At 62.5% G+C, this 21955-nt stretch carries 13 protein-coding genes and 2 rRNA genes; 13 read left to right on the plus strand and 2 right to left on the minus strand.

Annotated elements, in window-relative coordinates; translation table 11 throughout:
* Positions 1-6: 6 nt before the first annotated feature.
* From pheS to AC25Y4_RS10395, 10 genes are all read left to right on the plus strand, one after another.
* On the plus strand, positions 7-1047 hold the full coding sequence (gene pheS, locus AC25Y4_RS10350; protein WP_488120306.1) for a phenylalanine--tRNA ligase subunit alpha: 1041 nt from the start codon (positions 7-9) through the stop codon (positions 1045-1047).
* Complete coding sequence (gene pheT, locus AC25Y4_RS10355; RefSeq protein WP_488120307.1) at positions 1047-3581, plus strand: phenylalanine--tRNA ligase subunit beta; 2535 nt, start codon at positions 1047-1049, stop codon at positions 3579-3581. The genes pheS and pheT overlap by 1 nt, the downstream gene beginning before the upstream one ends.
* 146 nt (positions 3582-3727) lie before the next feature.
* Positions 3728-4771, plus strand: coding sequence for an N-acetyl-gamma-glutamyl-phosphate reductase (gene argC / locus AC25Y4_RS10360; RefSeq protein WP_488120308.1), 1044 nt, complete (start codon positions 3728-3730; stop codon positions 4769-4771).
* Positions 4772-4848: 77 nt separating this feature from the next.
* Positions 4849-6024 carry a bifunctional glutamate N-acetyltransferase/amino-acid acetyltransferase ArgJ gene (gene argJ, locus AC25Y4_RS10365; RefSeq protein WP_488120309.1) on the plus strand — a complete coding sequence of 392 codons (1176 nt, stop codon included), beginning with the start codon at positions 4849-4851 and terminating at the stop codon, positions 6022-6024.
* Complete coding sequence (gene argB, locus AC25Y4_RS10370) at positions 6021-6935, plus strand: acetylglutamate kinase (protein ID WP_488120310.1); 915 nt, start codon at positions 6021-6023, stop codon at positions 6933-6935. The genes argJ and argB overlap by 4 nt, the downstream gene beginning before the upstream one ends.
* The gene (locus AC25Y4_RS10375; RefSeq protein ID WP_488120311.1) at positions 6932-8110 is read left to right on the plus strand and encodes an acetylornithine transaminase; all 1179 of its coding nucleotides are present in this window, start codon (positions 6932-6934) and stop codon (positions 8108-8110) included. The genes argB and AC25Y4_RS10375 overlap by 4 nt, the downstream gene beginning before the upstream one ends.
* Before the next feature lie 37 nt (positions 8111-8147).
* Positions 8148-9089 carry an ornithine carbamoyltransferase gene (argF, locus tag AC25Y4_RS10380; RefSeq protein ID WP_488120312.1) on the plus strand — a complete coding sequence of 314 codons (942 nt, stop codon included), beginning with the start codon at positions 8148-8150 and terminating at the stop codon, positions 9087-9089.
* 70 nt (positions 9090-9159) lie between these two features.
* Positions 9160-10359, plus strand: coding sequence for an argininosuccinate synthase (locus tag AC25Y4_RS10385; RefSeq protein WP_488120313.1), 1200 nt, complete (start codon positions 9160-9162; stop codon positions 10357-10359).
* Between the two features lie 8 nt (positions 10360-10367).
* Entirely contained in the window at positions 10368-11816 is a 1449-nt protein-coding gene (argH, locus tag AC25Y4_RS10390; RefSeq protein WP_488120314.1) for an argininosuccinate lyase, read from the plus strand.
* Positions 11813-12424: a DNA-3-methyladenine glycosylase gene (locus AC25Y4_RS10395; protein WP_488120315.1), complete on the plus strand. Its 612-nt coding sequence runs from the start codon at positions 11813-11815 to the stop codon at positions 12422-12424. The genes argH and AC25Y4_RS10395 overlap by 4 nt, the downstream gene beginning before the upstream one ends.
* 647 nt (positions 12425-13071) lie before the next feature.
* Here AC25Y4_RS10395 and AC25Y4_RS10400 read toward each other — a convergent pair.
* Together AC25Y4_RS10400 and AC25Y4_RS10405 are read right to left on the minus strand one after the other, a co-directional pair.
* On the minus strand, positions 13072-13686 hold the full coding sequence (locus AC25Y4_RS10400; RefSeq protein WP_488120316.1) for a hypothetical protein: 615 nt from the start codon (positions 13684-13686) through the stop codon (positions 13072-13074).
* The gene (locus AC25Y4_RS10405; protein WP_488120317.1) at positions 13683-14330 is read right to left on the minus strand and encodes a winged helix-turn-helix transcriptional regulator; all 648 of its coding nucleotides are present in this window, start codon (positions 14328-14330) and stop codon (positions 13683-13685) included. The genes AC25Y4_RS10400 and AC25Y4_RS10405 overlap by 4 nt, the downstream gene beginning before the upstream one ends.
* 159 nt (positions 14331-14489) lie before the next feature.
* Between AC25Y4_RS10405 and tyrS the strand changes: the two genes are divergently transcribed.
* The 3 genes from tyrS (at position 14490) to AC25Y4_RS10420 (ending at position 21874) form a co-directional block, all read left to right on the plus strand.
* Complete coding sequence (gene tyrS, locus AC25Y4_RS10410) at positions 14490-15791, plus strand: tyrosine--tRNA ligase (protein WP_488120318.1); 1302 nt, start codon at positions 14490-14492, stop codon at positions 15789-15791.
* Between the two features lie 952 nt (positions 15792-16743).
* Positions 16744-18266 (plus strand): 16S ribosomal RNA (locus AC25Y4_RS10415).
* A gap of 480 nt (positions 18267-18746) precedes the next feature.
* A 23S ribosomal RNA gene (locus AC25Y4_RS10420) occupies positions 18747-21874 on the plus strand.
* Together the 16S and 23S rRNA genes form the textbook arrangement of a ribosomal RNA operon.
* The last annotated feature ends 81 nt before the right edge of the window (positions 21875-21955 follow it).

Raw genomic sequence — 21955 nt, forward strand, 5'->3', positions numbered from 1 at the left:
TGACTCGTGTCTGACCCCACTGAAATCACCGAACCAGCCGTCCACGCGGCCGTCGATGCCGCGCTCGCGGCCATCGCCACCGCGAACGATTCCGCCGCACTCAAAACCGTGCGCTCCGAACACGCCGGCGATGGCTCGCCCCTGGCGAAGTTCAATGCGCTGATGCGCACGGTGCCCGGCGACCAGAAGGCCGCCGCCGGCAAGATCGTCGGCCAGGCCAGGGCCCGTGTCACCCAGGCGCTCACCGCGCGCGAGACCGAGATCCTCGAAGCAGAGGCCACGGCGCAGCTCGCCGCAGAGACCGTCGATGTCACAGCCGCAGCATCGACCTGGCAGCCAGGAGCGCGTCATCCGCTCACCCTGCTGCAGGACCGCGTCACCGATGTGTTCGTCGGCATGGGCTGGGAAGTTGCGGAAGGCCCAGAGCTCGAGAGCGAGTGGTTCAACTTCGACGCGCTGAACTTCGACGAGGACCACCCGGCCCGCGCGATGCAGGACACCTTCTTCATCGAGCCGACGGATGCCCACCTCGTCCTCCGCACGCACACCTCACCAGTGCAGATGCGCGCGTTGCTCAGCCGCGAACTGCCCGTCTACGTCGTTGCCCCTGGCCGCGTGTACCGCACAGACGAGCTCGACGCCACGCACACCCCTGTCTTCAACCAGATCGAGGGCATCGCCATCGACAAGGGCCTCACCATGGCTCACCTGCGCGGCACGCTCGACCACTTCGTCAAGGCGCTGTTCGGCGACGAGGCCAAGGTGCGCCTGCGTCCCAACTACTTCCCGTTCACCGAGCCGAGCGCCGAGCTCGACCTGTGGCACCCGACATTCAAGGGCGGCGCGCGCTGGATCGAGTGGGGCGGCTGCGGCATGGTCAATGCAAATGTGCTCCGCTCAGCCGGAATCGACCCCGATGTCTACTCCGGATTCGCATTCGGCGTTGGCGTCGAACGCGCCTTGATGTTCAGAAACGATGTGAAAGATATGCGCGACATGGTCGAAGGCGATATTCGGTTCAGCCAGCAGTATGGGATGGCCGTCTGATGCGCGTTCCCCTGAGCTGGCTCGGCGAGTACGTCGACCTTGAGCCTGGTACCACCCCAGAAGATGTCCACGCCGCGCTCGTCAGCGTCGGTCTGGAAGAAGAAGACATCCACCGTTTCGAACTGAGCGGCCCGATCGTGGTCGGCGAGGTGCTCTCGTTCGACGAGGAACCGCAGTCCAACGGCAAGACCATCCGCTGGTGCCAGGTGCGCGTTGCGCCCGGCGATGAGACCGCAGCGGATGGCGGCCCGGCCGTGCACGGCATCGTCTGCGGTGCCCACAACTTCGTCGTCGGCGACAAGGTCGTCGTGACCCTGCCAGGCGCTGAGCTCCCCGGCCCGTTCCCGATCGCCGCCCGCAAGACATACGGGCACGTGTCAGACGGCATGATCGCCTCCGCGCGTGAGCTCGGCCTCGGCGAAGAGCACGACGGCATCCTGCGCCTCATCACGCTGGGCCTCGACCCAGAAGTGGGTACGGATGCCATCAGCCTGCTCGGCCTGGATGACGCGGCCGTCGAGGTCAACGTCACACCAGACCGCGGCTACGCGTTCTCGATTCGCGGCATCGCCCGCGAGTACTCGCACGCCACCGGCGCTGTGTTCCGCGACCCAGCGCTGTCGGTGCCACCGGTTGTCACCGCCTCAGAGTTCTCCGTGACCATTGATGACCAGGCGCCGATCCGCGGCCGCATCGGTGCCAGCGTGTTCGTCACCCGCACGGTGACCGGCATCGACCAGAGCCGCAAGACCCCGGCGTGGATGATCGCCCGGTTGAAGCTGGCCGGCATCCGCTCGATCTCGCTGGTCGTCGACATCACCAACTACGTGATGCTCGAACTCGGCCAGCCGACCCACGCGTACGACCTCGACGCGCTCTCCGGCGGCATCATCGTACGCAGGGCTGCGCCGGGCGAGAAGCTGACCACGCTTGACGACGTCACGCGCAAATTGAGCGAAGAAGACCTGCTTATCACCGACGAGTCAGGCCCCATCGGCCTGGCCGGCGTCATGGGCGGTGGCAGCACCGAGATCAGCGATTCCACCAGGAACGTGCTCATCGAGGCTGCGAACTTCGACCCGGTGTCGATCGCGCGCACGGCTCGCCGTCACAAGCTGCCGAGCGAGGCGTCCAAGCGCTTCGAGCGCGGCGTCGACCCCGCCGTCGCCGTCGTGGCAGCGGCCCGCGTCGTGCAGCTGCTCGTTGAGCTGGCCGGGGGAGTCGCAGACGGCCTCGGGTCACTGCACGACACCACACCGGATGCCACGCCCATCGAATTGCCGACCGGCTTCATCTCCGGCCTGATCGGCCTCGAATACACGGCAGACGAGGTGCGCACATCGCTGGCTGAAATCGGTGCGTCGATGACGGAAACCGAGTCCGGCCTGCTTGTCACGCCGCCGAGCTGGCGTCCAGACCTCACCGACAAGTGGACGCTGGCCGAAGAAGTGGCCCGCATCGTCGGGTACGACCGCATCCCATCTGTCCTGCCCGTCGCGCCCCCAGGCCGTGGCCTCACCCTGCCGCAGACGCTCCGTCGCACTGTCGCAAGCACGCTGGCCGCGACCGGCCACACCGAGGTGCTGGCGTACCCGTTCGTCTCCGAAGTCGCCAACGACCTGTTCGGCTCTCCGGAAGCCGGGGCTGTGCCGCAGATCAAGGTGGCCAACCCGCTCGACGGTGAAGCACCGTTCCTCCGCACGTCGATCCTGCCTGGCCTGTTGCAGCTGGCTCACCGCAACCGCTCACGGGGTCTTACCGATGTCGCGATCTACGAGATCGGCCTGGTCTTCCGGCCAGTCCCAGGCGTGACGTACGGCACGTCCATCGTTCCGCCGGCTGCTGTCCGTCCGAGCGCCGACCTCGAGGCGACGCTGAACGCAAGCATTCCGCCGCAGCCGTTGTACGCCGGCGTTGTCCTCACCGGCAACGCGGTGCGCCACCAGCCTGGGCTGCCCGCCGTGGCGTTCAGCTGGCAGGATGCACTGGCCGCCGCGCAGCAGGTCGCGCTGGCCACCGGCGTTGCGATCAACGTTCGCCAGGGATCCCACGCGGCCATGCACCCCGGCCGCACGGCAGAGCTAGTCGTCACAACGGATGCCGGTGATACGGTCGTCGGTTACGCCGGCGAACTGCTGCCCGTCGTCGCACGCTCGTACGACCTGCCCTCGGTGGTCGGCGTGGCCGAGATTGACCTTTCCGCGGTGTTCGCCGCTGCCGGACGCGACATCGTGGCAACGCCCATCGGCACGAAGCCGGCGGCTACGCAGGACCTGTCGCTGGTTGTCGCAGCCGACGTGCCTGCCGCCGACGTGCGCCAGGCCGTCATCGATGGTGCTGGGGCACTGCTCGAGAGCGCAGAGCTCGTGGACGACTACCGCGGCACCGGTGTGCCGAGCGGACTCAAGTCGCTCACCTTCGCGCTGCGCTTCCGCGCACCGGATCGCACGCTGACCGCCGCTGAGGCCAGCGACGCCAAGCTGGCCGGCGTTGCTGTCGCCGCGGCCCGATTCGGAGCAACCCTCCGCGAGTAGCTGGTCGTTTCGCCACGAGTGCCCGTTTCGGCGCATGATTGCCGGTTTACCCCGGCAGTCCTGCCGAAACGGGCATTCCTGCGTTCGGAGCGGCAGGTGGGAGCTAGCTGGGAACGGGCTGCGTGCTCAGCGAGTAGATTTGTCCTATGGCTTTTTCGGTAGCAATCGTTGGCGCAAGCGGGTATGCGGGCGGCGAGTTGCTGCGCTTGCTGGCCGATCACCCAGAATTCGATGTGACAACGGTCACCGCACACAGCAACGCTGGCCAGCGCCTGGTCGACACGCAGCCTCATCTGCGCTCGCTCGCGCACCTCACGCTCAGCGACACGACGCCCGAGAATGTGGCCGGCCACGACGTGGTTTTCTTCGCCCTGCCGCACGGGAAATCAGGCGAGCTGGCCGCGACGCTCTCTGATGACACGCTCCTCGTGGACTGCGGTGCAGACCACCGCCTCGAGAGCGCCGCCGATTGGGCGTCGTTCTACGGCGGAGACTACTTTGGCGCGTGGACCTACGGCGTGCCGGAGCTGCAGGTGGGCGACCAGAAGCAGCGCGAACGCCTCATCGGAGCCAGGCGCATCGCCGCCCCTGGCTGCAACGCGAGCACGGTCGCCCTGGCTCTCGCCCCCGGCATCAACGCCGGTGTCATCGAAGAGCGCGACCTCGTCGCTGTTCTCGCGGTTGGCCCGTCTGGCGCAGGCAAGGCCCTCAAGGTCAACAACCTGGCCAGCGAAATCCTCGGCTCCGCCAACCCATACGCGATCGGGGGAGTGCACCGGCACATCCCTGAGATCCAGCAAAGCCTCCGCTGGGCAGGCGCCACCGCCCCCACCATTTCTTTCACCCCGGTGATCGTGCCGATGTCGCGGGGGATCCTCGCCACCTCGACGGCACGCATCGTGCCGGGGACCAGCGCCAGCCAGGTGCGCGACGCCTGGGAAGCGGCATACGAGGGCGAGCGATTCGTCCAGTTGCTTCCCGACGGGCATTTCCCGCGCACCGCTGACGTCCTGGGGGCGAACACCGCCCTCATCGGCCTCGCCGTCGACGAAGCCGCCGGCCGGGTGGTCACCATCACCGCCGTCGACAATCTCGTCAAGGGCACCGCCGGCGCGGCAATCCAATCCACCAACATCGCGCTCGGGCTGCCGGAATCGACAGGCCTCGGCATCAACGGCGTGGCTCCGTAGCCACTGCCACCCCACATCTGAACACCATCGCAGTGTGAACGACGCATTGTGAACACCATCGTGAATGGAGTTATCCCGTGAGTGTCACTGCACCAGCCGGTTTCGTCGCCGCTGGAACCGAAGCCGGATTGAAGAAGTCGGGCGGCCTCGACCTGGCGCTCGTGCAGAACCTGGGACCGCTGACCGCGGCCGCCACGGTTTTCACCAGCAACCGATGCCAGGCCAACCCGGTGCTCTGGAGCAAGCAGGTCATGGCCGACGGCCAGGTCAGCGCCATCGTGCTGAACTCCGGCGGCGCGAACTGCTACACGGGCACCAAGGGTTTCCAGACCACCCACGCCACAGCCGAACTGGTCGCAGAGAAGCTCGGCGTCTCTGCGGGCGACGTCCTTGTCTGCTCGACGGGACTCATCGGTGAGCAGCTCGACCTCGACAAGCTGACCGTCGGAATCCTGGCCGCCACCGCCTCATTCGCTGACGCGGCATCCGCTTCGTCCCCCGAGGCCGGGCAGGCTGCCGCCGAAGCCATCATGACCACCGACACCAGGCCGAAGCAGGCCGTGCACCGCGCCGAGGTGGGCTGGACCATCGGCGGCATGGCCAAGGGCGCCGGCATGCTGGCACCAGGACTTGCCACCATGCTCGTCGTGATCACGACCGACGCTGTGCTGACATCCGCTCAACTGGATGTGGCCCTGCGCCAGGCCACCCGCGTCACGTTCGACCGCCTCGACTCAGACGGCTGCATGTCGACGAACGACACTGTGAGCCTGCTCGCCTCAGGATCGAGCGGCATCGAGGCCGACCTCACCGAGTTCACGGATGCCCTCACCGCACTCTGCGCAGACCTCACCATTCAGTTGCAGGGCGATGCAGAGGGCGCAGCCCACGATGTGGCGATCCAGGTGCTGAATGCGGCCTCCGAAGACGAGGCCGTGACCGTCGCCCGCGCCGTGTCCCGCAGCAACCTGTTCAAGGCGGCCATCTACGGCAACGATCCCAACTGGGGCCGCGTGCTGGCCGCTGTCGGTACGACGGATGCCCGCTTCGACCCGTACGGCATCGACGTCGCCATCAACGGGGTGCAGGTCTGCACCGCCGGCGAACCCGATCAGCCGCGGGAGCTCGTCGACCTGAAGCCGCGGGACGTGACCGTCACGATCGACCTGCATGCAGGATCAGAGACGGCCACGATCTGGACCAACGACCTCACGCACGACTACGTCGAAGAGAACAGCGCGTATTCAAGTTGAGTGAGACGAGGGCAGCTGGCCTGCCGGACAACACCACAGCCGAAGCCGAGATCAAGGCAGCGACCCTCATCGAGGCGCTGCCGTGGCTGAAGCGCTTCCACGACCAGATCGTTGTCGTGAAGTTCGGCGGCAACGCCATGGTGAGCGAAGACCTGCAGCGCGCGTTCGCCGAAGACATGGTCTACCTGCGTTATGCGGGCATCCGCCCCGTCGTCGTGCACGGCGGTGGCCCGCAGATCTCGGCGATGCTGGGCCGTCTGGGCATTGAAAGCGAGTTCCGCGGCGGCTACCGGGTGACAACACCAGAGGCGATGGACGTCGTGCGCATGGTGCTCACCGGCCAGATCAACCGCGATCTCGTCGGCCACATCAACGAGCATGGCCCGCTCGCCGCAGGCCTCTCCGGCGAAGATGCCGGGCTGTTCCGCGGCCGACGTCGCGGTGTCATCATCGACGGTGAAGAGATCGACCTCGGTCTCGTCGGCGATGTCGTCGGCGTCGACCCTGAAGCAGTGCTCGCGCAGCTGGATGCCGGCCGTATTCCCGTGATCTCGTCGATCGCGCCGGACTCAGATGTGCCTGGCCAGTCACTCAACATCAACGCGGATGCCGCGGCTGCCGCACTGGCTGTCGCCCTGAACGCGGCCAAGCTGGTCATTCTGACGGATGTCGCCGGGCTGTACAGCGATTGGCCGAACCGCGACTCGCTGGTCTCCGTGATCAAGGTCGACGAGCTCACCGCGCTGCTGCCCACCCTCGAATCGGGCATGATCCCCAAAATGAACGCCTGCCTGGATGCCGTCCAGGGGGGAGTGGCGAAAGCCGCCATCATCGACGGACGAGTGCCGCACTCGATCCTGCTCGAAATTTTCACGCAGAGCGGCATCGGCACGGAGGTAGTACCCGCATGACAACCTGGCAAGATCGCTACGGCGCAGCAATGATGCGCACCCTCGGTACCCCGCTCGCCCTGCTGGAGCGCGGTGAGGGTTGCTACGTGTGGGACGACGAGGGGAAGCAGTACCTCGACTTCCTGTCCGGTATCGCCGTCAACTCCCTCGGTCATGCGCACCCAGCCATCGTCGGCGCCGTCACGAAGCAGATCAGCACGCTCGCGCACGTCTCCAACTACTTCGCCACCGCTCCACAGATCGAACTTGCCGAACGACTCAAGCGCCTCACCGGCGCGGGGGACGCCGGCCGGGTGTACTTCTGCAACTCAGGGGCAGAAGCCAACGAAGCCGCACTCAAACTCGCCAGGCTGAACAAGGGCGACGGCTCCCGCACCCGCGTCCTCGCACTGACCGACGCGTTCCACGGCCGCACCATGGGAGCGCTGGCGCTGACCGGCAAGCCGCACATGCGCGATCCGTTCGAGCCCGTCGCCGGTGGTGTCGAACACATCGACAGCACCATTGAGGCGCTGGAAGCCGCCATCGACCACACCGTCGCTGCGCTGTTCCTTGAACCGGTCAAGGGCGAAGCCGGAGTGCTCGACCTGCCACAGGGCTACCTGGCTCGTGCCCGTGAGCTCTGCACAGAGTTCGGTGTGTTGCTCATCCTCGACGAGATCCAGACCGGCGTTGGCCGCACTGGCCGCTGGTTCGCGTACGAGTACGCCGGCATCGTTCCGGATGCCCTCACCCTGGCCAAGGGGTTGGGCGGCGGTGTGCCTATCGGCGCGTTGGTCACCTTCGGCGCGGCATCCGACCTGTTCACGCGGGGCCAGCATGGTTCAACCTACGGCGGCAACCCCCTCGTCACGGCAACGTCGAACGCGGTGCTGTCCGTGATCGAAGACGAGAACCTCGTCGAGAACGCGGCACGTCGCGGGGCCGAGTTGCGCGCCATCATCGAAGGCTTCAACTCTCCGCTTGTGGAGGAGGTGCGCGGCCTCGGACTCCTGATTGGAATCGGCTTGACCGAACCCGTCGCACTCAAACTTGCCGCCGCCGCGATGGAGGCTGGCCTGATCATCAACGCCGCGAACGAATCCACCATCCGGATCGCGCCCCCACTCATCATCGGCGACGACGAATTGGCCGAGTTCAGGCGCCGATTCGGGGCAGCCATCGCCAGCATCTAGAGTTATAGAGACCATACAAGAAAGCGAAAGTGATACCGTGACCCGCCATTTCCTGCGCGACGATGACCTCTCTCCAGCCGAACAGGCCGAGATCCTCGATCTGGCATTGGAACTGAAGCGAGACCGATTCCAGGCAAAACCCCTCGCCGGTCCGCAGACCGTCGCGGTTATCTTCGACAAGTCGTCCACCCGCACCCGGTTGTCCTTCGCCGTCGGCATCGCCGACCTCGGTGGCAGCCCCCTCATCATCACCACGGCGAACAGCCAGCTGGGCGGCAAGGAGACAGCCTCCGACACCGCGCGCGTGATGGAGCGCCAGGTTGCGGCCATCGTGTGGCGCACGTTCGCGCAGTCAGGCCTCGAAGAGATGGCGAACGGAACCACGGTTCCCGTCGTCAACGCGCTCTCAGACGAATTCCACCCCTGCCAGCTGCTCGCCGACCTGCTCACCATTCGTGAGCACCGCGGAGAATTGGCCGGCCTCACCCTCACCTTCCTGGGCGACGGCGCGTGCAACATGGCGCACTCGTACCTGCTCGCCGGCGCAACAGCGGGCATGCATGTGCGTGTCGCAGCTCCCGCCGAGTACGCACCAGACGCGCAGGTCGTAGCGGATGCCGCCGCGATTGCCGCGGAAACCGGTGGATCCGTCGAGGTCTTCACCGACCCGGTCGCGGCCGTCGCCGGCGTCGACATCGTCGTCACCGACACCTGGGTGTCGATGGGCAAGGAAGACGAGAAGGCTGAACGCCTGGTCACCTTCGGCGAGTACCGCGTCGACCAGAACCTGATGGCCAAGGCCAAGTCAGACGCATTGTTCATGCACTGCCTCCCAGCCGACCGCGGCTACGAGGTCACCGCCGAGGTCATCGACGGACCGCAGAGCATCATCTGGGACGAGGCGGAGAACCGCCTGCACGCCCAGAAGGCACTTCTCGTGTGGCTGCTGAAGCAGAACACAGCACCCGCACACCAGTAACTGCCGCCCCGGCGCTGATCTGCTGCACAACAACAAATTTTCGGAACTGAAAGATTCAAGGAGAAATTCCATGGCTGAACGCATCGTCCTCGCCTACTCGGGCGGACTCGATACCTCTGTCGGCATCGGCTGGCTCAAGGACGCAACCGGCAAAGAGGTCGTCGCCCTCGCCGTTGACGTTGGACAGGGGGGCGAGAACATGGACGACATCCGTCAGCGCGCCCTGGACTGCGGTGCCGTCGAGTCCATCGTCGTTGACGCCAAGAACGAATTCGCCGACGACTACATCGTGCCGGCGCTCAAGGCCAACGCCCTGTACCAGAAGCGCTACCCGCTGGTCTCGGCCCTCAGCCGTCCGCTAATCGCCAAGTACCTGGCATCCACCGCCAAGGAACTCGGCGCAGACTCCGTCGCACACGGTTGCACCGGCAAGGGCAACGACCAGGTTCGTTTCGAGGCAGCTGTTGCAGCCCTCGCACCCGACCTGACCAGCATTGCGCCCGTCCGCGACCTCGCGCTCACCCGCGACAAGGCGATCATCTACGCCGAGCAGCACAACCTGCCGATCCAGCAGTCGAAGAAGAACCCGTACTCGATCGACAAGAACGTCTGGGGACGCGCTGTCGAGACCGGTTTCCTCGAAGACCCGTGGAACGCACCGATTGAAGACCTGTACGAATACACCCAGGACCCGAGCGTGCACCGCGAGGCCGACGAGGTCACCATCACGTTCGACCAGGGTGTTCCCGTCGCCATCGACGGTGTCGCTCACACGCCGCTCGAAATGGTTGTCGCGATGAACGCGCTGGCCGGCAAGCACGGCGTTGGCCGCATCGACATGGTCGAAGACCGCCTCATCGGCATCAAGAGCCGCGAGGTCTACGAGGCTCCGGCCGGCATCGCACTGATCGCCGCGCACGAAGAGCTCGAGAACCTCACCCTCGAGCGCGACCAGAACCGCTACAAGCGCACCATCGAGTCCAAGTGGTCAGAGCTCGTCTACGACGGCCTGTGGTTCTCCGGCCTCAAGCGTTCGCTCGACGCGTTCATCGACCACTCGCAGAAGTACGTGACCGGCGACATCCGCCTCAAGCTGCAGGGCGGCACCGCTGTCGTCACCGGCCGCAAGTCGGCGCAGAGCCTGTACGACTTCAGCCTCGCCACCTACGACACCGGTGACACCTTCGACCAGTCGCTGGCCAAGGGCTTCATCGACCTGTGGTCGCTGCCGAGCAAGATCTCGGCACGTCGCGACCTCGCGGGCGAGTAGGTATCCGTATGTCTGGCGACGACGTCGCAAACCGTGCCGGTGAAGCTGGGGCCCTCTGGGGCGGCCGCTTCGCCGGCGGGCCTTCGCCAGAGCTGGCGCGTCTCAGCAAGTCGACGCACTTCGACTGGCAGCTGGCCGAGTACGACATCCGTGGGTCTCGTGCCCACGCGAAGGCGCTGGCAGCTGCCGGTTACTTGACGGATGCCGAGCTCGCCGACATGATCGCGGCGCTCAACACGCTGGAGCAGGCCGTTCTCGACGGACGATTCGCTCCTGCGGTCAGCGACGAAGACGTGCACTCAGCGCTCGAACGCGGTCTCATCGACATCGCCGGTGCAGAGCTCGGTGGCAAGTTGCGCGCTGGTCGCAGCCGCAACGACCAGATCGCCACGCTCATCCGCTTGTTGCTCCGTGACCACGCCAGCACGATCTCGGCTCTCGTCATCGACCTGATCGACGCGCTGGCCGCGCAGGCAGAGGCACACGCCGACGCCATCATGCCCGGCCGCACCCACCTGCAGCACGCCCAGCCGGTGCTGCTCGCGCACCACCTGCTCGCGCACTGCTGGCCGCTCGTGCGCGACCTGGAACGCTTCGCCGACTGGTCGAAGCGCGCCAACTTCTCGCCCTATGGCTCAGGTGCTCTCGCCGGCAACACGCTCGGCCTCGACGCCAGGCTCGTCGCAGACGACCTCGGTTTCGGTGCTGTGGTGGAGAACTCGATCGACGGTACGTCGAGCAGGGACATCACCGCGGAGTTCGCGTACATCACCGCCCAGCTGGGCATCGATATCTCGCGGCTGGCCGAGGAGATCATCCTGTGGAACACGAAGGAATTCGGGTTCATCACCATCGATGACGCGTACTCAACGGGTTCGTCGATCATGCCGCAGAAGAAGAACCCAGACATCGCCGAGCTCGCTCGCGGTAAGTCTGGCCGGTTGATCGGAAACCTGGCTGGCCTGCTGGCCACGCTCAAGGGCCTGCCACTCGCGTACAACCGCGACCTGCAGGAGGACAAAGAGCCCGTCTTCGACTCGATCGAGACGCTCGAAATCCTGCTGCCGGCGTTCACCGGCATGATCGCGACGCTCCGTTTCCACACCGACCGCATGGCAGAGCTGGCCCCACAGGGCTTCTCGCTGGCAACGGATGTCGCAGAGTGGCTCGTCAAGCAGCACGTCACCTTCCGTGACGCTCACGAGATCACCGGCTCGCTGGTGAAGTACGCCGAAGACCACGATCTCGAGCTGCATGAGGTCGACGACGCTGCGCTGGCCGCGCTGTCGCCGCACCTCACCCCGGCAGTCCGTGAAGTTCTCACCATCCGCGGATCGGTCGAGGCCAGGGACGGCCAGGGCGGAACCGCTCCTGTGCGTGTTGCTGAACAGCGCGCAGCGCTGGTTGAGCGCGTGCGTGGACTCGCCAACACGTTGGCGAACACCCTCACGAAATGAGTTTCGACCGGGCCAGGTTCGAGCGATCTTCGCTCGAGCTTGCCCCGGTCGTTCTCGGCGGGGTCTTCACCCACGCTGGCGTCTCGATTCGCCTCACCGAGGTGGAGGCGTACATCGGCGATGGCGTTGACCCCGGCTCCCATGCGTTCCGCGGGCGCACCGCCCGCAACGCCAGCATGTATGGCGAGCCCGGTCACCTGTACGCCTACTTCACGTATGGCATGCACACCTGCGCCAACATGGTTTGCTCTCCGGCGGGCGTCGCCTCCGGGCTCTTGCTTCGCGGCGGCGAGGTCGTCGAGGGGATCGAGCTGGCCAGGCGTCGGCGCACCACATCGCGCTCCGACCATGACCTGGCCCGCGGACCAGCTCGGCTCACGGTTGCGCTCGGCATCTCACTGGCTGATGACGGCGCCGACCTGAACGCGCCGCCGTTCGACTTCACGTTCCCCGCACAGCCGGTGGCCTACGAGACTGGCCCGCGCACCGGCGTCAGCGGCGCCGGGGGAGAGGCCGCGTTCCCGTGGCGATTCTGGATCCCTGGCGAGCCATCCGTTTCCCCGTACCGGAAGAGCGCGCCGAAGCGTCAGCCGCCACTAACCACCTAGCGGATCCCTCCCGGTGGTCGAGGAGCAAGCGCTAGCGAGCGTCTGCGAGGCAAATGCCCCACCTCGTTGATTGAGGAACGAGCGCCAGCGAGTGTCTCGAAATCCGCACGAGCCAGATCTCGAGACGGCCTGCCTAGTCTGTAGTGAAGAGGCCGATTACAACGGATACACCTTCGTTGGGGTTACGTCCGAGCAGTCGAACAAGACCGCTCGTTCTTGGGGTCTGGAAAGGCCCAACGGGTTCCGTGTCCATTTCGGCGAACACTTCAAACCGGCGTCCGCGCGCGTTCTCGTCCACCCAGCGGAGTACCTCGGTGAGGTCGTCCACGTCAGTCAGAACGAACGCGTCCAGGGCCCATGCCTGTCCAGACTTCTGCCAAAAATTCACGCGATAGTCAGGCGACTCAACAGAGTCGCGCGGTTCCGCATGAACTGTCTCGAATGCACGCATGGAGGTCAGCTTAGGGACCTGCGTGATGGTGTGGTCCGAAGGCTGGAAAGTTGTCCGCTCGGAAACCGCGCCGGGCGTTCCGTCGCGAAAACAGGATGAATCGACCGTTTGTCATCGAAAACAGGACGGATCGCGCTCTCTGCGGGCGACGTTCCTGTTTTGGCGACGATGAAACTCTTTGGCGACGCTGAAACCGCTACGAAACGGCGATGTGCAGCAGCGCGCCGCAGGCGCACGCCCAGATAAGGCTGGCGAACGTGCCGATGATGAATCGCTCGCGGGACTCCGGTGCAGACAGCTCCGTGAAACGACCGACGCCCTTGATCGCGACGACGACGGCGATGGCCTCGGGGAAACCGAGCAGAATCGCGCCGGCAGCGGCGAACCGTTCCAGGATTCCGATGGTCAGGCCGCCCCGCAGTACTTCGAGCGCGGGCGAGGTGACGGGCGCTCCGGTGGCAGGGTCGTTCGGTGCGGCGGGGTTCGCGGCGTTGGCAGCGATCAGGATGCCGCCGTTCTGGCCGGGCGACGAGTTCTTCATGGCCAGGTTGAGCGCGAGGGTGGCCATGGGCGCTCCGCCGATGACGGCCAGGGCCAGAGCGAGCATGGCGAGCAGCACGGCGAACGCCGGGGGAACCTCGCCAGACGACACCGCTGCGATGAAGAGCGCGGCGGCAAGTGCACCGGCGGACGCGATCGCGTAGACGCGCTTCTGCTGGCGGAATGCCAGGATTGCGCAGACCAGTGAGCCGGCGGTGACCACCAACAACAGCATCCAGTAGAGGTAGGTCACGACGTCCGTGTAGGTCATTTTCTAGCTTCCGTTTCGCTTGTTGCGCGTTCGAGGGACTCCATGAGCCTAACGAGTGCGGGCTTGGCCGACTCTTCGACCCTCCAGAGCGTGGTCTTCAGACGCTGGCTCACCGCGCCGCTTGAGATGCCGAGGCGTGCCGCGATGTCGACCTGGGAGAGGCCGGCCGTCAGCAGGTCGATGACCTCCCACCCCGCCGGACTTCGCCGTTGCCGGATCGCAAGCGTCAGGGTGATGAGCGCCTCCAGCTCGGCGGCACTGATCGCGTGGGGTGAGCTGGCCTCGGTGTCGCTGCCCGCTGGCACCTCGAGCGCGAATCCGGCATCCGCTTTCTTCGAACGGATGACGGCATCGCGCGCGGCGATGAACGCGGGGCCGGCCGACTGCCGGGTGGACGCGGCCAGCGGGAGCCGTACCGACCCGAGGCCGAGCCCCGTGTTCCAGGAGCCGGTGCGATGGATGAGGAAGATGGCGTCGAGTGCGGAGTCGGCATCCGTCACCATCACCTGGATCTCGTCGCCTGCCGTCTGGTCTGCCGGCAGCGCGAAGGCTGATCCGTGCGCGCTTTCGAGGGCGGCAATGAGCTCGCCGGCGCGGTCGCGGTCGTTGCGGCTGTTGATCTGGTCTGCGGTGATGACAAACATGGGTTCAGGCTCCCTCCTGCATGAACTCTAATTTAGACCACAGACTAAATCAATGTTTACTTAGGTTCAAGCCTAAATTATTGCCGGCGTCGAATTGGCCCATTGATGCGCACAGGCCTGCGCACCGATACGGCGGGGCTCCGCTGGTAATCTGGCAACGTGTCTGACCCCGTAATCATTGCCCAGCAAACAAACGACCCGACCTTCGATGGTGTGTGGGACGAAATCACGTGGCGTGGCCTCGTGCATGTCTCCACCGACGCCGCCGAACTACGCGAGCTGCTCGCGGGGGAGCCGATCACCTATTACTGCGGCTTTGACCCGACGGCGCCAAGCCTGCACCTCGGCAACCTGGTGCAGTTGCTGCTGATGCGCCGCTTGCAGCTGGCCGGACACCACCCGCTCGGTCTCGTCGGCGGTTCGACCGGTCTGATCGGCGACCCGCGCCCGAGCGCAGAGCGCACCCTGAACACCAAGGATGTTGTCGCGGAGTGGGTGGGATACCTGCAGGCGCAGGTCTCGCGCTTCCTCAGCTCGGAGGGCGACAATGCAGTGACCCTGGTGAACAACCTCGACTGGACGGCACCGCTTTCTGCCATCGACTTCCTGCGCGACATCGGTAAGTACTTCCGTGTCGGCACCATGCTGAAGAAGGATGCCGTCAGCGCCAGGCTCAACTCGGATGCCGGCATCAGCTACACCGAGTTCAGCTACCAGGTGTTGCAGGGGCTCGACTTCCTCGAGCTGTTCCGCACCTACGGCTGCGTGTTGCAGACCGGTGGCAGTGACCAGTGGGGCAACCTCACCAGCGGCACCGACCTGGTGCGCCGCGCAGAGGGAACCAGTGTGCACGCCATTGGTACTCCGCTCATCACCAACAGCGACGGCACCAAGTTCGGTAAGAGCGAGGGCAACGCCGTCTGGCTCGACTCGAAGCTCACCAGCCCGTACGCCTTCTACCAGTTCTGGCTGAACACCGACGATTCAGACGTGATCTCGCGCCTCAAGGTCTTCACGTTCCTGAGCAGGGCAGAGATCGAACGACTCGAGGCGCTGGTCGCCAGCGAACCGTTCCGGCGTGAAGCTCAGCGCACACTCGCGTGGGAAGTCACGAGTCTCGTGCACGGTACAGAGGCAACGGATGCCGCCATCAACGCCGCCCAAGCGCTGTTCGGCCAGGGTGAACTGAGCGAACTTGACCCTGCAACGCTCGAAGCTGCCCTGCGGGAGCTGCCGAACACGACGACCGCGCCGAATGCGCCGATCGCCCAGCTCCTGGTTGACACCGGCCTGACCGCGAGCCTCAGCGAAGCGCGCCGGTCGATCGCCCAGGGTGGCGTCTACCTGAACAACGTGAAGGTGACCGCCGACGACGCGACAGTTGAGGGCTCCGTGCTTCCCGGCGGTTACGCCGTGCTGCGCCGCGGCAAGAAGACCCTCGCCGGCATCTTCGTGGAGTAACCCTCCCGCCACGGTGCCCAGTGTGCCGTGGCCTGAACCACAACGACCGAGCGTCGCCGTTTCCACGGCGGCGCTCGTTTCGCTTTAATCGCTCAGCACCATTCGCCACGTCGTTTGCCGCGCCCACTGTGGCGAATCGCGCCCGCTGTAGCGGGCGCCCCAGGCGATAGCGGGCGCGGTGAGTGTGGTTTCACCGCGGGGGAGCGCGAGAGCGCGTTCCGTCCCGCCCGGCGAGGATCACTAGTCGATTCGCGGTGTGGTGCGGCGCAGCCCGGCGCGTCGAACTGCCCCTGGTGCCGCGCATATCGCGCGCCACCGGGCCTTATCTCGCCTGGCCGAGTTTCAAGTCATAAAACGCGCGAAAGCCGGCCACACGGCCCGACACGCCCGGGGTGTGGCGTGCTTTTGACGGGTCTCTGGGATGGCCGTAATGTATCTATACGTACCCCAAAGGTGCGGGTGAGCGGATCAGCTCCCCGGCCTCAAGCGGGACCAACTCCTAAGCTTTTACCTCTCTGGTTTCCCTTTGTGAAATCGGGGTTGGTTGCTTAGGATTGATATTCCTTCCTCTCGTATCCTTCGTTGATTCGTGTGTGTGTTTCGATGTGTGCTTTGTGCACGGCTGGAACATGAAAAACACACGATTTGACACGCTGGACACGGAGGGGTAAGGTAGAGAAGTTGCCCCGGAGCGACAGCCGTAAGGCCTGAAGTCGGGTGCGTCCGATCCTTGAGAACTCAACAGCGTGCACAATGTCAAATGCCAAAAACCTCGTTCGTAGGGCTCCTTTCTAGGGAGTACCGCGTATGAGATTCCTTTGGAAAACATTTAAACAACAAAGCAAGTCAGTAATGATTTGTTCTGTCAGTTTCAAACTTGTGTCTTTCCCGCCCATTCCGGCGGTGAGACACACTAGATGTGACGCCAGCTTGCTGGTTAGTCAATCAAACATTTACGGAGAGTTTGATCCTGGCTCAGGACGAACGCTGGCGGCGTGCTTAACACATGCAAGTCGAACGATGAAGAAGAGCTTGCTCTTTGGATTAGTGGCGAACGGGTGAGTAACACGTGAGCAATCTGCCCTTGACTCTGGGATAAGCGTTGGAAACGACGTCTAATACCGGATACGACCCTCGGAGGCATCTCCTGGGGGTGGAAAGAATTTTGGTCAAGGATGAGCTCGCGGCCTATCAGCTAGTTGGTGAGGTAATGGCTCACCAAGGCGACGACGGGTAGCCGGCCTGAGAGGGTGACCGGCCACACTGGGACTGAGACACGGCCCAGACTCCTACGGGAGGCAGCAGTGGGGAATATTGCACAATGGGCGAAAGCCTGATGCAGCAACGCCGCGTGAGGGACGACGGCCTTCGGGTTGTAAACCTCTTTTAGTAGGGAAGAAGCGAAAGTGACGGTACCTGCAGAAAAAGCACCGGCTAACTACGTGCCAGCAGCCGCGGTAATACGTAGGGTGCAAGCGTTGTCCGGAATTATTGGGCGTAAAGAGCTCGTAGGCGGTTTGTCGCGTCTGCTGTGAAAACTGGAGGCTCAACCTCCAGCCTGCAGTGGGTACGGGCAGACTAGAGTGCGGTAGGGGAGATTGGAATTCCTGGTGTAGCGGTGGAATGCGCAGATATCAGGAGGAACACCGATGGCGAAGGCAGATCTCTGGGCCGTAACTGACGCTGAGGAGCGAAAGCATGGGGAGCGAACAGGATTAGATACCCTGGTAGTCCATGCCGTAAACGTTGGGAACTAGATGTGGGGACCATTCCACGGTCTCCGTGTCGCAGCTAACGCATTAAGTTCCCCGCCTGGGGAGTACGGCCGCAAGGCTAAAACTCAAAGGAATTGACGGGGGCCCGCACAAGCGGCGGAGCATGCGGATTAATTCGATGCAACGCGAAGAACCTTACCAAGGCTTGACATATACGAGAACGGGCCAGAAATGGTCAACTCTTTGGACACTCGTAAACAGGTGGTGCATGGTTGTCGTCAGCTCGTGTCGTGAGATGTTGGGTTAAGTCCCGCAACGAGCGCAACCCTCGTCCTATGTTGCCAGCACGTAATGGTGGGAACTCATGGGATACTGCCGGGGTCAACTCGGAGGAAGGTGGGGATGACGTCAAATCATCATGCCCCTTATGTCTTGGGCTTCACGCATGCTACAATGGCCGGTACAAAGGGCTGCAATACCGTAAGGTGGAGCGAATCCCAAAAAGCCGGTCTCAGTTCGGATTGAGGTCTGCAACTCGACCTCATGAAGTCGGAGTCGCTAGTAATCGCAGATCAGCAACGCTGCGGTGAATACGTTCCCGGGCCTTGTACACACCGCCCGTCAAGTCATGAAAGTCGGTAACACCCGAAGCCGGTGGCCTAACCCGTAAGGGAAGGAGCTGTCGAAGGTGGGATCGGTGATTAGGACTAAGTCGTAACAAGGTAGCCGTACCGGAAGGTGCGGCTGGATCACCTCCTTTCTAAGGAGCACGTTCAGCTCTCCTCTGTATACAGGGAGATAACAGCTGACAGTCATACCAACCTGTTCGGGTTGGATGACGCTCATGGGTGGAACATTGACATTGATGCAAACAGGAACTTATTGAACTCAGTACGCTTCTTCTTCGGAAGTGGTTGGAACGGTTTGGTGGGTGAGGGTTTGCATGTTGCACGCTGTTGGGTCCTGAGGGACCGGAACAACCCTTCGGTGGTGGACTGAACCTCTGGGCCTTGTCTCATTCGCAGTCGAGCTGCTTGCAGCCGCGGATGGGGGAGGGTACCGCCCGTACTTTGAGAACTACACAGTGGACGCGAGCATCTTAAATTTGAGCCTTCGGGCTTCAAATTACAAAGACGAGCCAGCGAATGAACCGACTTGTCGGGGTGTTTGTTGGCTCATCATTGGTCAATTTCGATCGCGAATTTATTCGTGATACTTAATTCGATTCAAACTCATGTGATTTCAAATTTCTAAGAGCAAACGGTGAATGCCTTGGCATGTAGAGCCGAAGAAGGACGTAGTAATCTGCGATAAGCCTCGGGGAGTTGATAAACGAACTTTGATCCGAGGATGTCCGAATGGGGAAACCCCGCCAGGCCCGTAAGGTGACCTGGTGACTCCCGCCTGAATATATAGGGCGGGTAGAGGGAACGTGGGGAAGTGAAACATCTCAGTACCCACAGGAAGAGAAAACAACAGTGATTCCGTTAGTAGTGGCGAGCGAACCCGGAAGAGGCTAAACCGATCATGTGTGATAGCCGGCAGGCGTTGCATGGTCGGGGTTGCGGGACTTTTCTACTGATTCTGCCGAACAGTGAGCGTTACAGAGGAATATAGACGAACAGGATTGAAAGCCTGGTCATAGAGGGTGCGAACCCCGTAGTCGAAATGTTCTAATGGCGCGAGAAGTATCCCAAGTAGCACGGGGCCCGAGAAATCCCGTGTGAATCTGTCAGGACCACCTGATAAGCCTAAATACTCCTACATGACCGATAGTGAACAAGTACCGTGAGGGAAAGGTGAAAAGTACCCCGGGAGGGGAGTGAAATAGTACCTGAAACCGTTTGCTTACAAACCGTTGGAGCCAGCTTGTACTGGTGACAGCGTGCCTTTTGAAGAATGAGCCTGCGAGTTAGTGATATGTGGCGAGCTTAACCCGAGAGGGGAATGCGTAGCGAAAGCGAGTCTTAATAGGGCGATTGAGTCGCATGTCCTAGACCCGAAGCGAAGTGATCTATCCATGGCCAGGTTGAAGCGACGGTAAGACGTCGTGGAGGACCGAACCCACTTCAGTTGAAAATGGAGGGGATGAGCTGTGGATAGGGGTGAAAGGCCAATCAAACTTCGTGATAGCTGGTTCTCTCCGAAATGCATTTAGGTGCAGCGTTGCGTGTTTCTTGCCGGAGGTAGAGCTACTGGATAGCCGATGGGCCCTAAAAGGTTACTGACGTTAGCCAAACTCCGAATGCCGGTAAGTGAGAGCGCAGCAGTGAGACGGTGGGGGATAAGCTTCATCGTCGAGAGGGAAACAACCCAGACCACCAACTAAGGTCCCAAAGCGCGTGCTAAGTGGGAAAGGATGTGGAGTTGCACAGACAACCAGGAGGTTGGCTTAGAAGCAGCCACCCTTGAAAGAGTGCGTAATAGCTCACTGGTCAAGTGATTCCGCGCCGACAATGTAACGGGGCTCAAGCACGCCACCGAAGTTGTGGCATTGATATTTTTGGTAAGCCGCCACCTTGTGTGGTTGGTTCAGCCGTGTTGATGGGTAGGAGAGCGTCGTGTGGCCAGCGAAGCGGCGGTGTAAACCAGCCGTGGAGGCTACACGAGTGAGAATGCAGGCATGAGTAGCGAAAGACGGGTGAGAAACCCGTCCTCCGAAAGATCAAGGGTTCCAGGGCCAGGCTAATCCGCCCTGGGTAAGTCGGGACCTAAGGCGAGGCCGACAGGCGTAGTCGATGGACAACGGGTTGATATTCCCGTACTGACGAAAAACCGCCCAAACTAATCCAGTAATGCTAAGCATCTGAATCCTCTAGATGGATCCCTTCGGGGTGAAGCGTGAGGCCTAGCGTGCGACCCTATGCTGGTGCGGTTAGCGTATTAACAGGTGTGACGCAGGAAGGTAGCTGAGCCGGGCGATGGTTGTCCCGGTCTAAGGATGTAGGCCGAGAGATAGGCAAATCCGTCTCTCATATAAGGCTGAGACCCGATGGGTAGCCCGTAAGGGCGAAATCAGTGATCCTATGCTGCCAAGAAAAGCATCGACGCGAGGTTTTAGTCACCCGTACCCCAAACCGACTCAGGTGATCAGGTAGAGAATACTAAGGAGATCGAGAGAATCGTGGTTAAGGAACTCGGCAAAATGCCCCCGTAACTTCGGGAGAAGGGGGGCCTGAGGCGTGAAGGGATTTACTCCTGGAGCGTTTGAAGGCCGCAGAGACCAGTGGGAAGCGACTGTTTACTAAAAACACAGGTCCGTGCCAAGTCGCAAGACGATGTATACGGACTGACGCCTGCCCGGTGCTGGAAGGTTAAGAGGAACGGTTAGCCGCAAGGCGAAGCTGAGAATTTAAGCCCCAGTAAACGGCGGTGGTAACTATAACCATCCTAAGGTAGCGAAATTCCTTGTCGGGTAAGTTCCGACCTGCACGAATGGCGTAACGACTTCCCAGCTGTCTCAACCGCGAACTCGGCGAAATTGCACTACGAGTAAAGATGCTCGTTACGCGCAGCAGGACGGAAAGACCCCGTGACCTTTACTACAGCTTGGTATTGGTGTTCGGTGTGGCTTGTGTAGGATAGGTGGGAGACTGTGAAGCTTGGACGCTAGTTCAGGTGGAGTCATTGTTGAAATACCACTCTGGTCATATTGGATATCTAACTTCGAACCGTGATCCGGTTCAGGGACAGTGCCTGGTGGGTAGTTTAACTGGGGCGGTTGCCTCCTAAAAAGTAACGGAGGCGCCCAAAGGTTCCCTCAACCTGGTTGGCAATCAGGTGTCGAGTGTAAGTGCACAAGGGAGCTTGACTGTAAGACTGACAAGTCGAGCAGGGACGAAAGTCGGGACTAGTGATCCGGCAGTGGCTTGTGGAAGCGCTGTCGCTCAACGGATAAAAGGTACCTCGGGGATAACAGGCTGATCTTGCCCAAGAGTCCATATCGACGGCATGGTTTGGCACCTCGATGTCGGCTCGTCGCATCCTGGGGCTGGAGTAGGTCCCAAGGGTTGGGCTGTTCGCCCATTAAAGCGGTACGCGAGCTGGGTTTAGAACGTCGTGAGACAGTTCGGTCCCTATCCGCTGCGCGCGCAGGAAATTTGAGAAGATCTATCCCTAGTACGAGAGGACCGGGATGGACGAACCTCTGGTGTGTCAGTTGTTCCGCCAGGAGCACCGCTGATTAGCTACGTTCGGAACGGATAACCGCTGAAAGCATCTAAGCGGGAAGCCGGCTTCAAGATGAGATTTCCAACCCTTCGGGGGAGAGGCTCGCAGCTAGACTACTGCGTTGATAGGCCGGATGTGGAAGAGAGGACTAAAGACTCTCGGAGCTGACCGGTACTAATAAGCCGATAATTTGATAACACTTTGTTTGAATACGAAGCTGCTTGCGTCCACTATGTGGTTCTCGATGTACGGTCGAGAACAACGTTCCTACGGGAACAA

It is taken from the genome of Leifsonia sp. Y878 (assembly GCF_057669685.1).

Bases quoted from the DNA above. Each gene is read 5' to 3' on its own strand.
- pheT (WP_488120307.1), top strand. From the start codon at position 1,047: ATGCGCGTTCCCCTGAGCTGGCTCGGCGAGTACGTCGACCTTGAGCCT.
- argC (WP_488120308.1), top strand. From the start codon at position 3,728: ATGGCTTTTTCGGTAGCAATCGTTGGCGCAAGCGGGTATGCGGGCGGC.
- AC25Y4_RS10375 (WP_488120311.1), top strand. From the start codon at position 6,932: ATGACAACCTGGCAAGATCGCTACGGCGCAGCAATGATGCGCACCCTC.
- AC25Y4_RS10385 (WP_488120313.1), top strand. From the start codon at position 9,160: ATGGCTGAACGCATCGTCCTCGCCTACTCGGGCGGACTCGATACCTCT.
- argH (WP_488120314.1), top strand. From the start codon at position 10,368: ATGTCTGGCGACGACGTCGCAAACCGTGCCGGTGAAGCTGGGGCCCTC.
- AC25Y4_RS10395 (WP_488120315.1), top strand. From the start codon at position 11,813: ATGAGTTTCGACCGGGCCAGGTTCGAGCGATCTTCGCTCGAGCTTGCC.
- AC25Y4_RS10400 (WP_488120316.1), bottom strand. From the start codon at position 13,686: ATGACCTACACGGACGTCGTGACCTACCTCTACTGGATGCTGTTGTTG.
- AC25Y4_RS10405 (WP_488120317.1), bottom strand. From the start codon at position 14,330: ATGTTTGTCATCACCGCAGACCAGATCAACAGCCGCAACGACCGCGAC.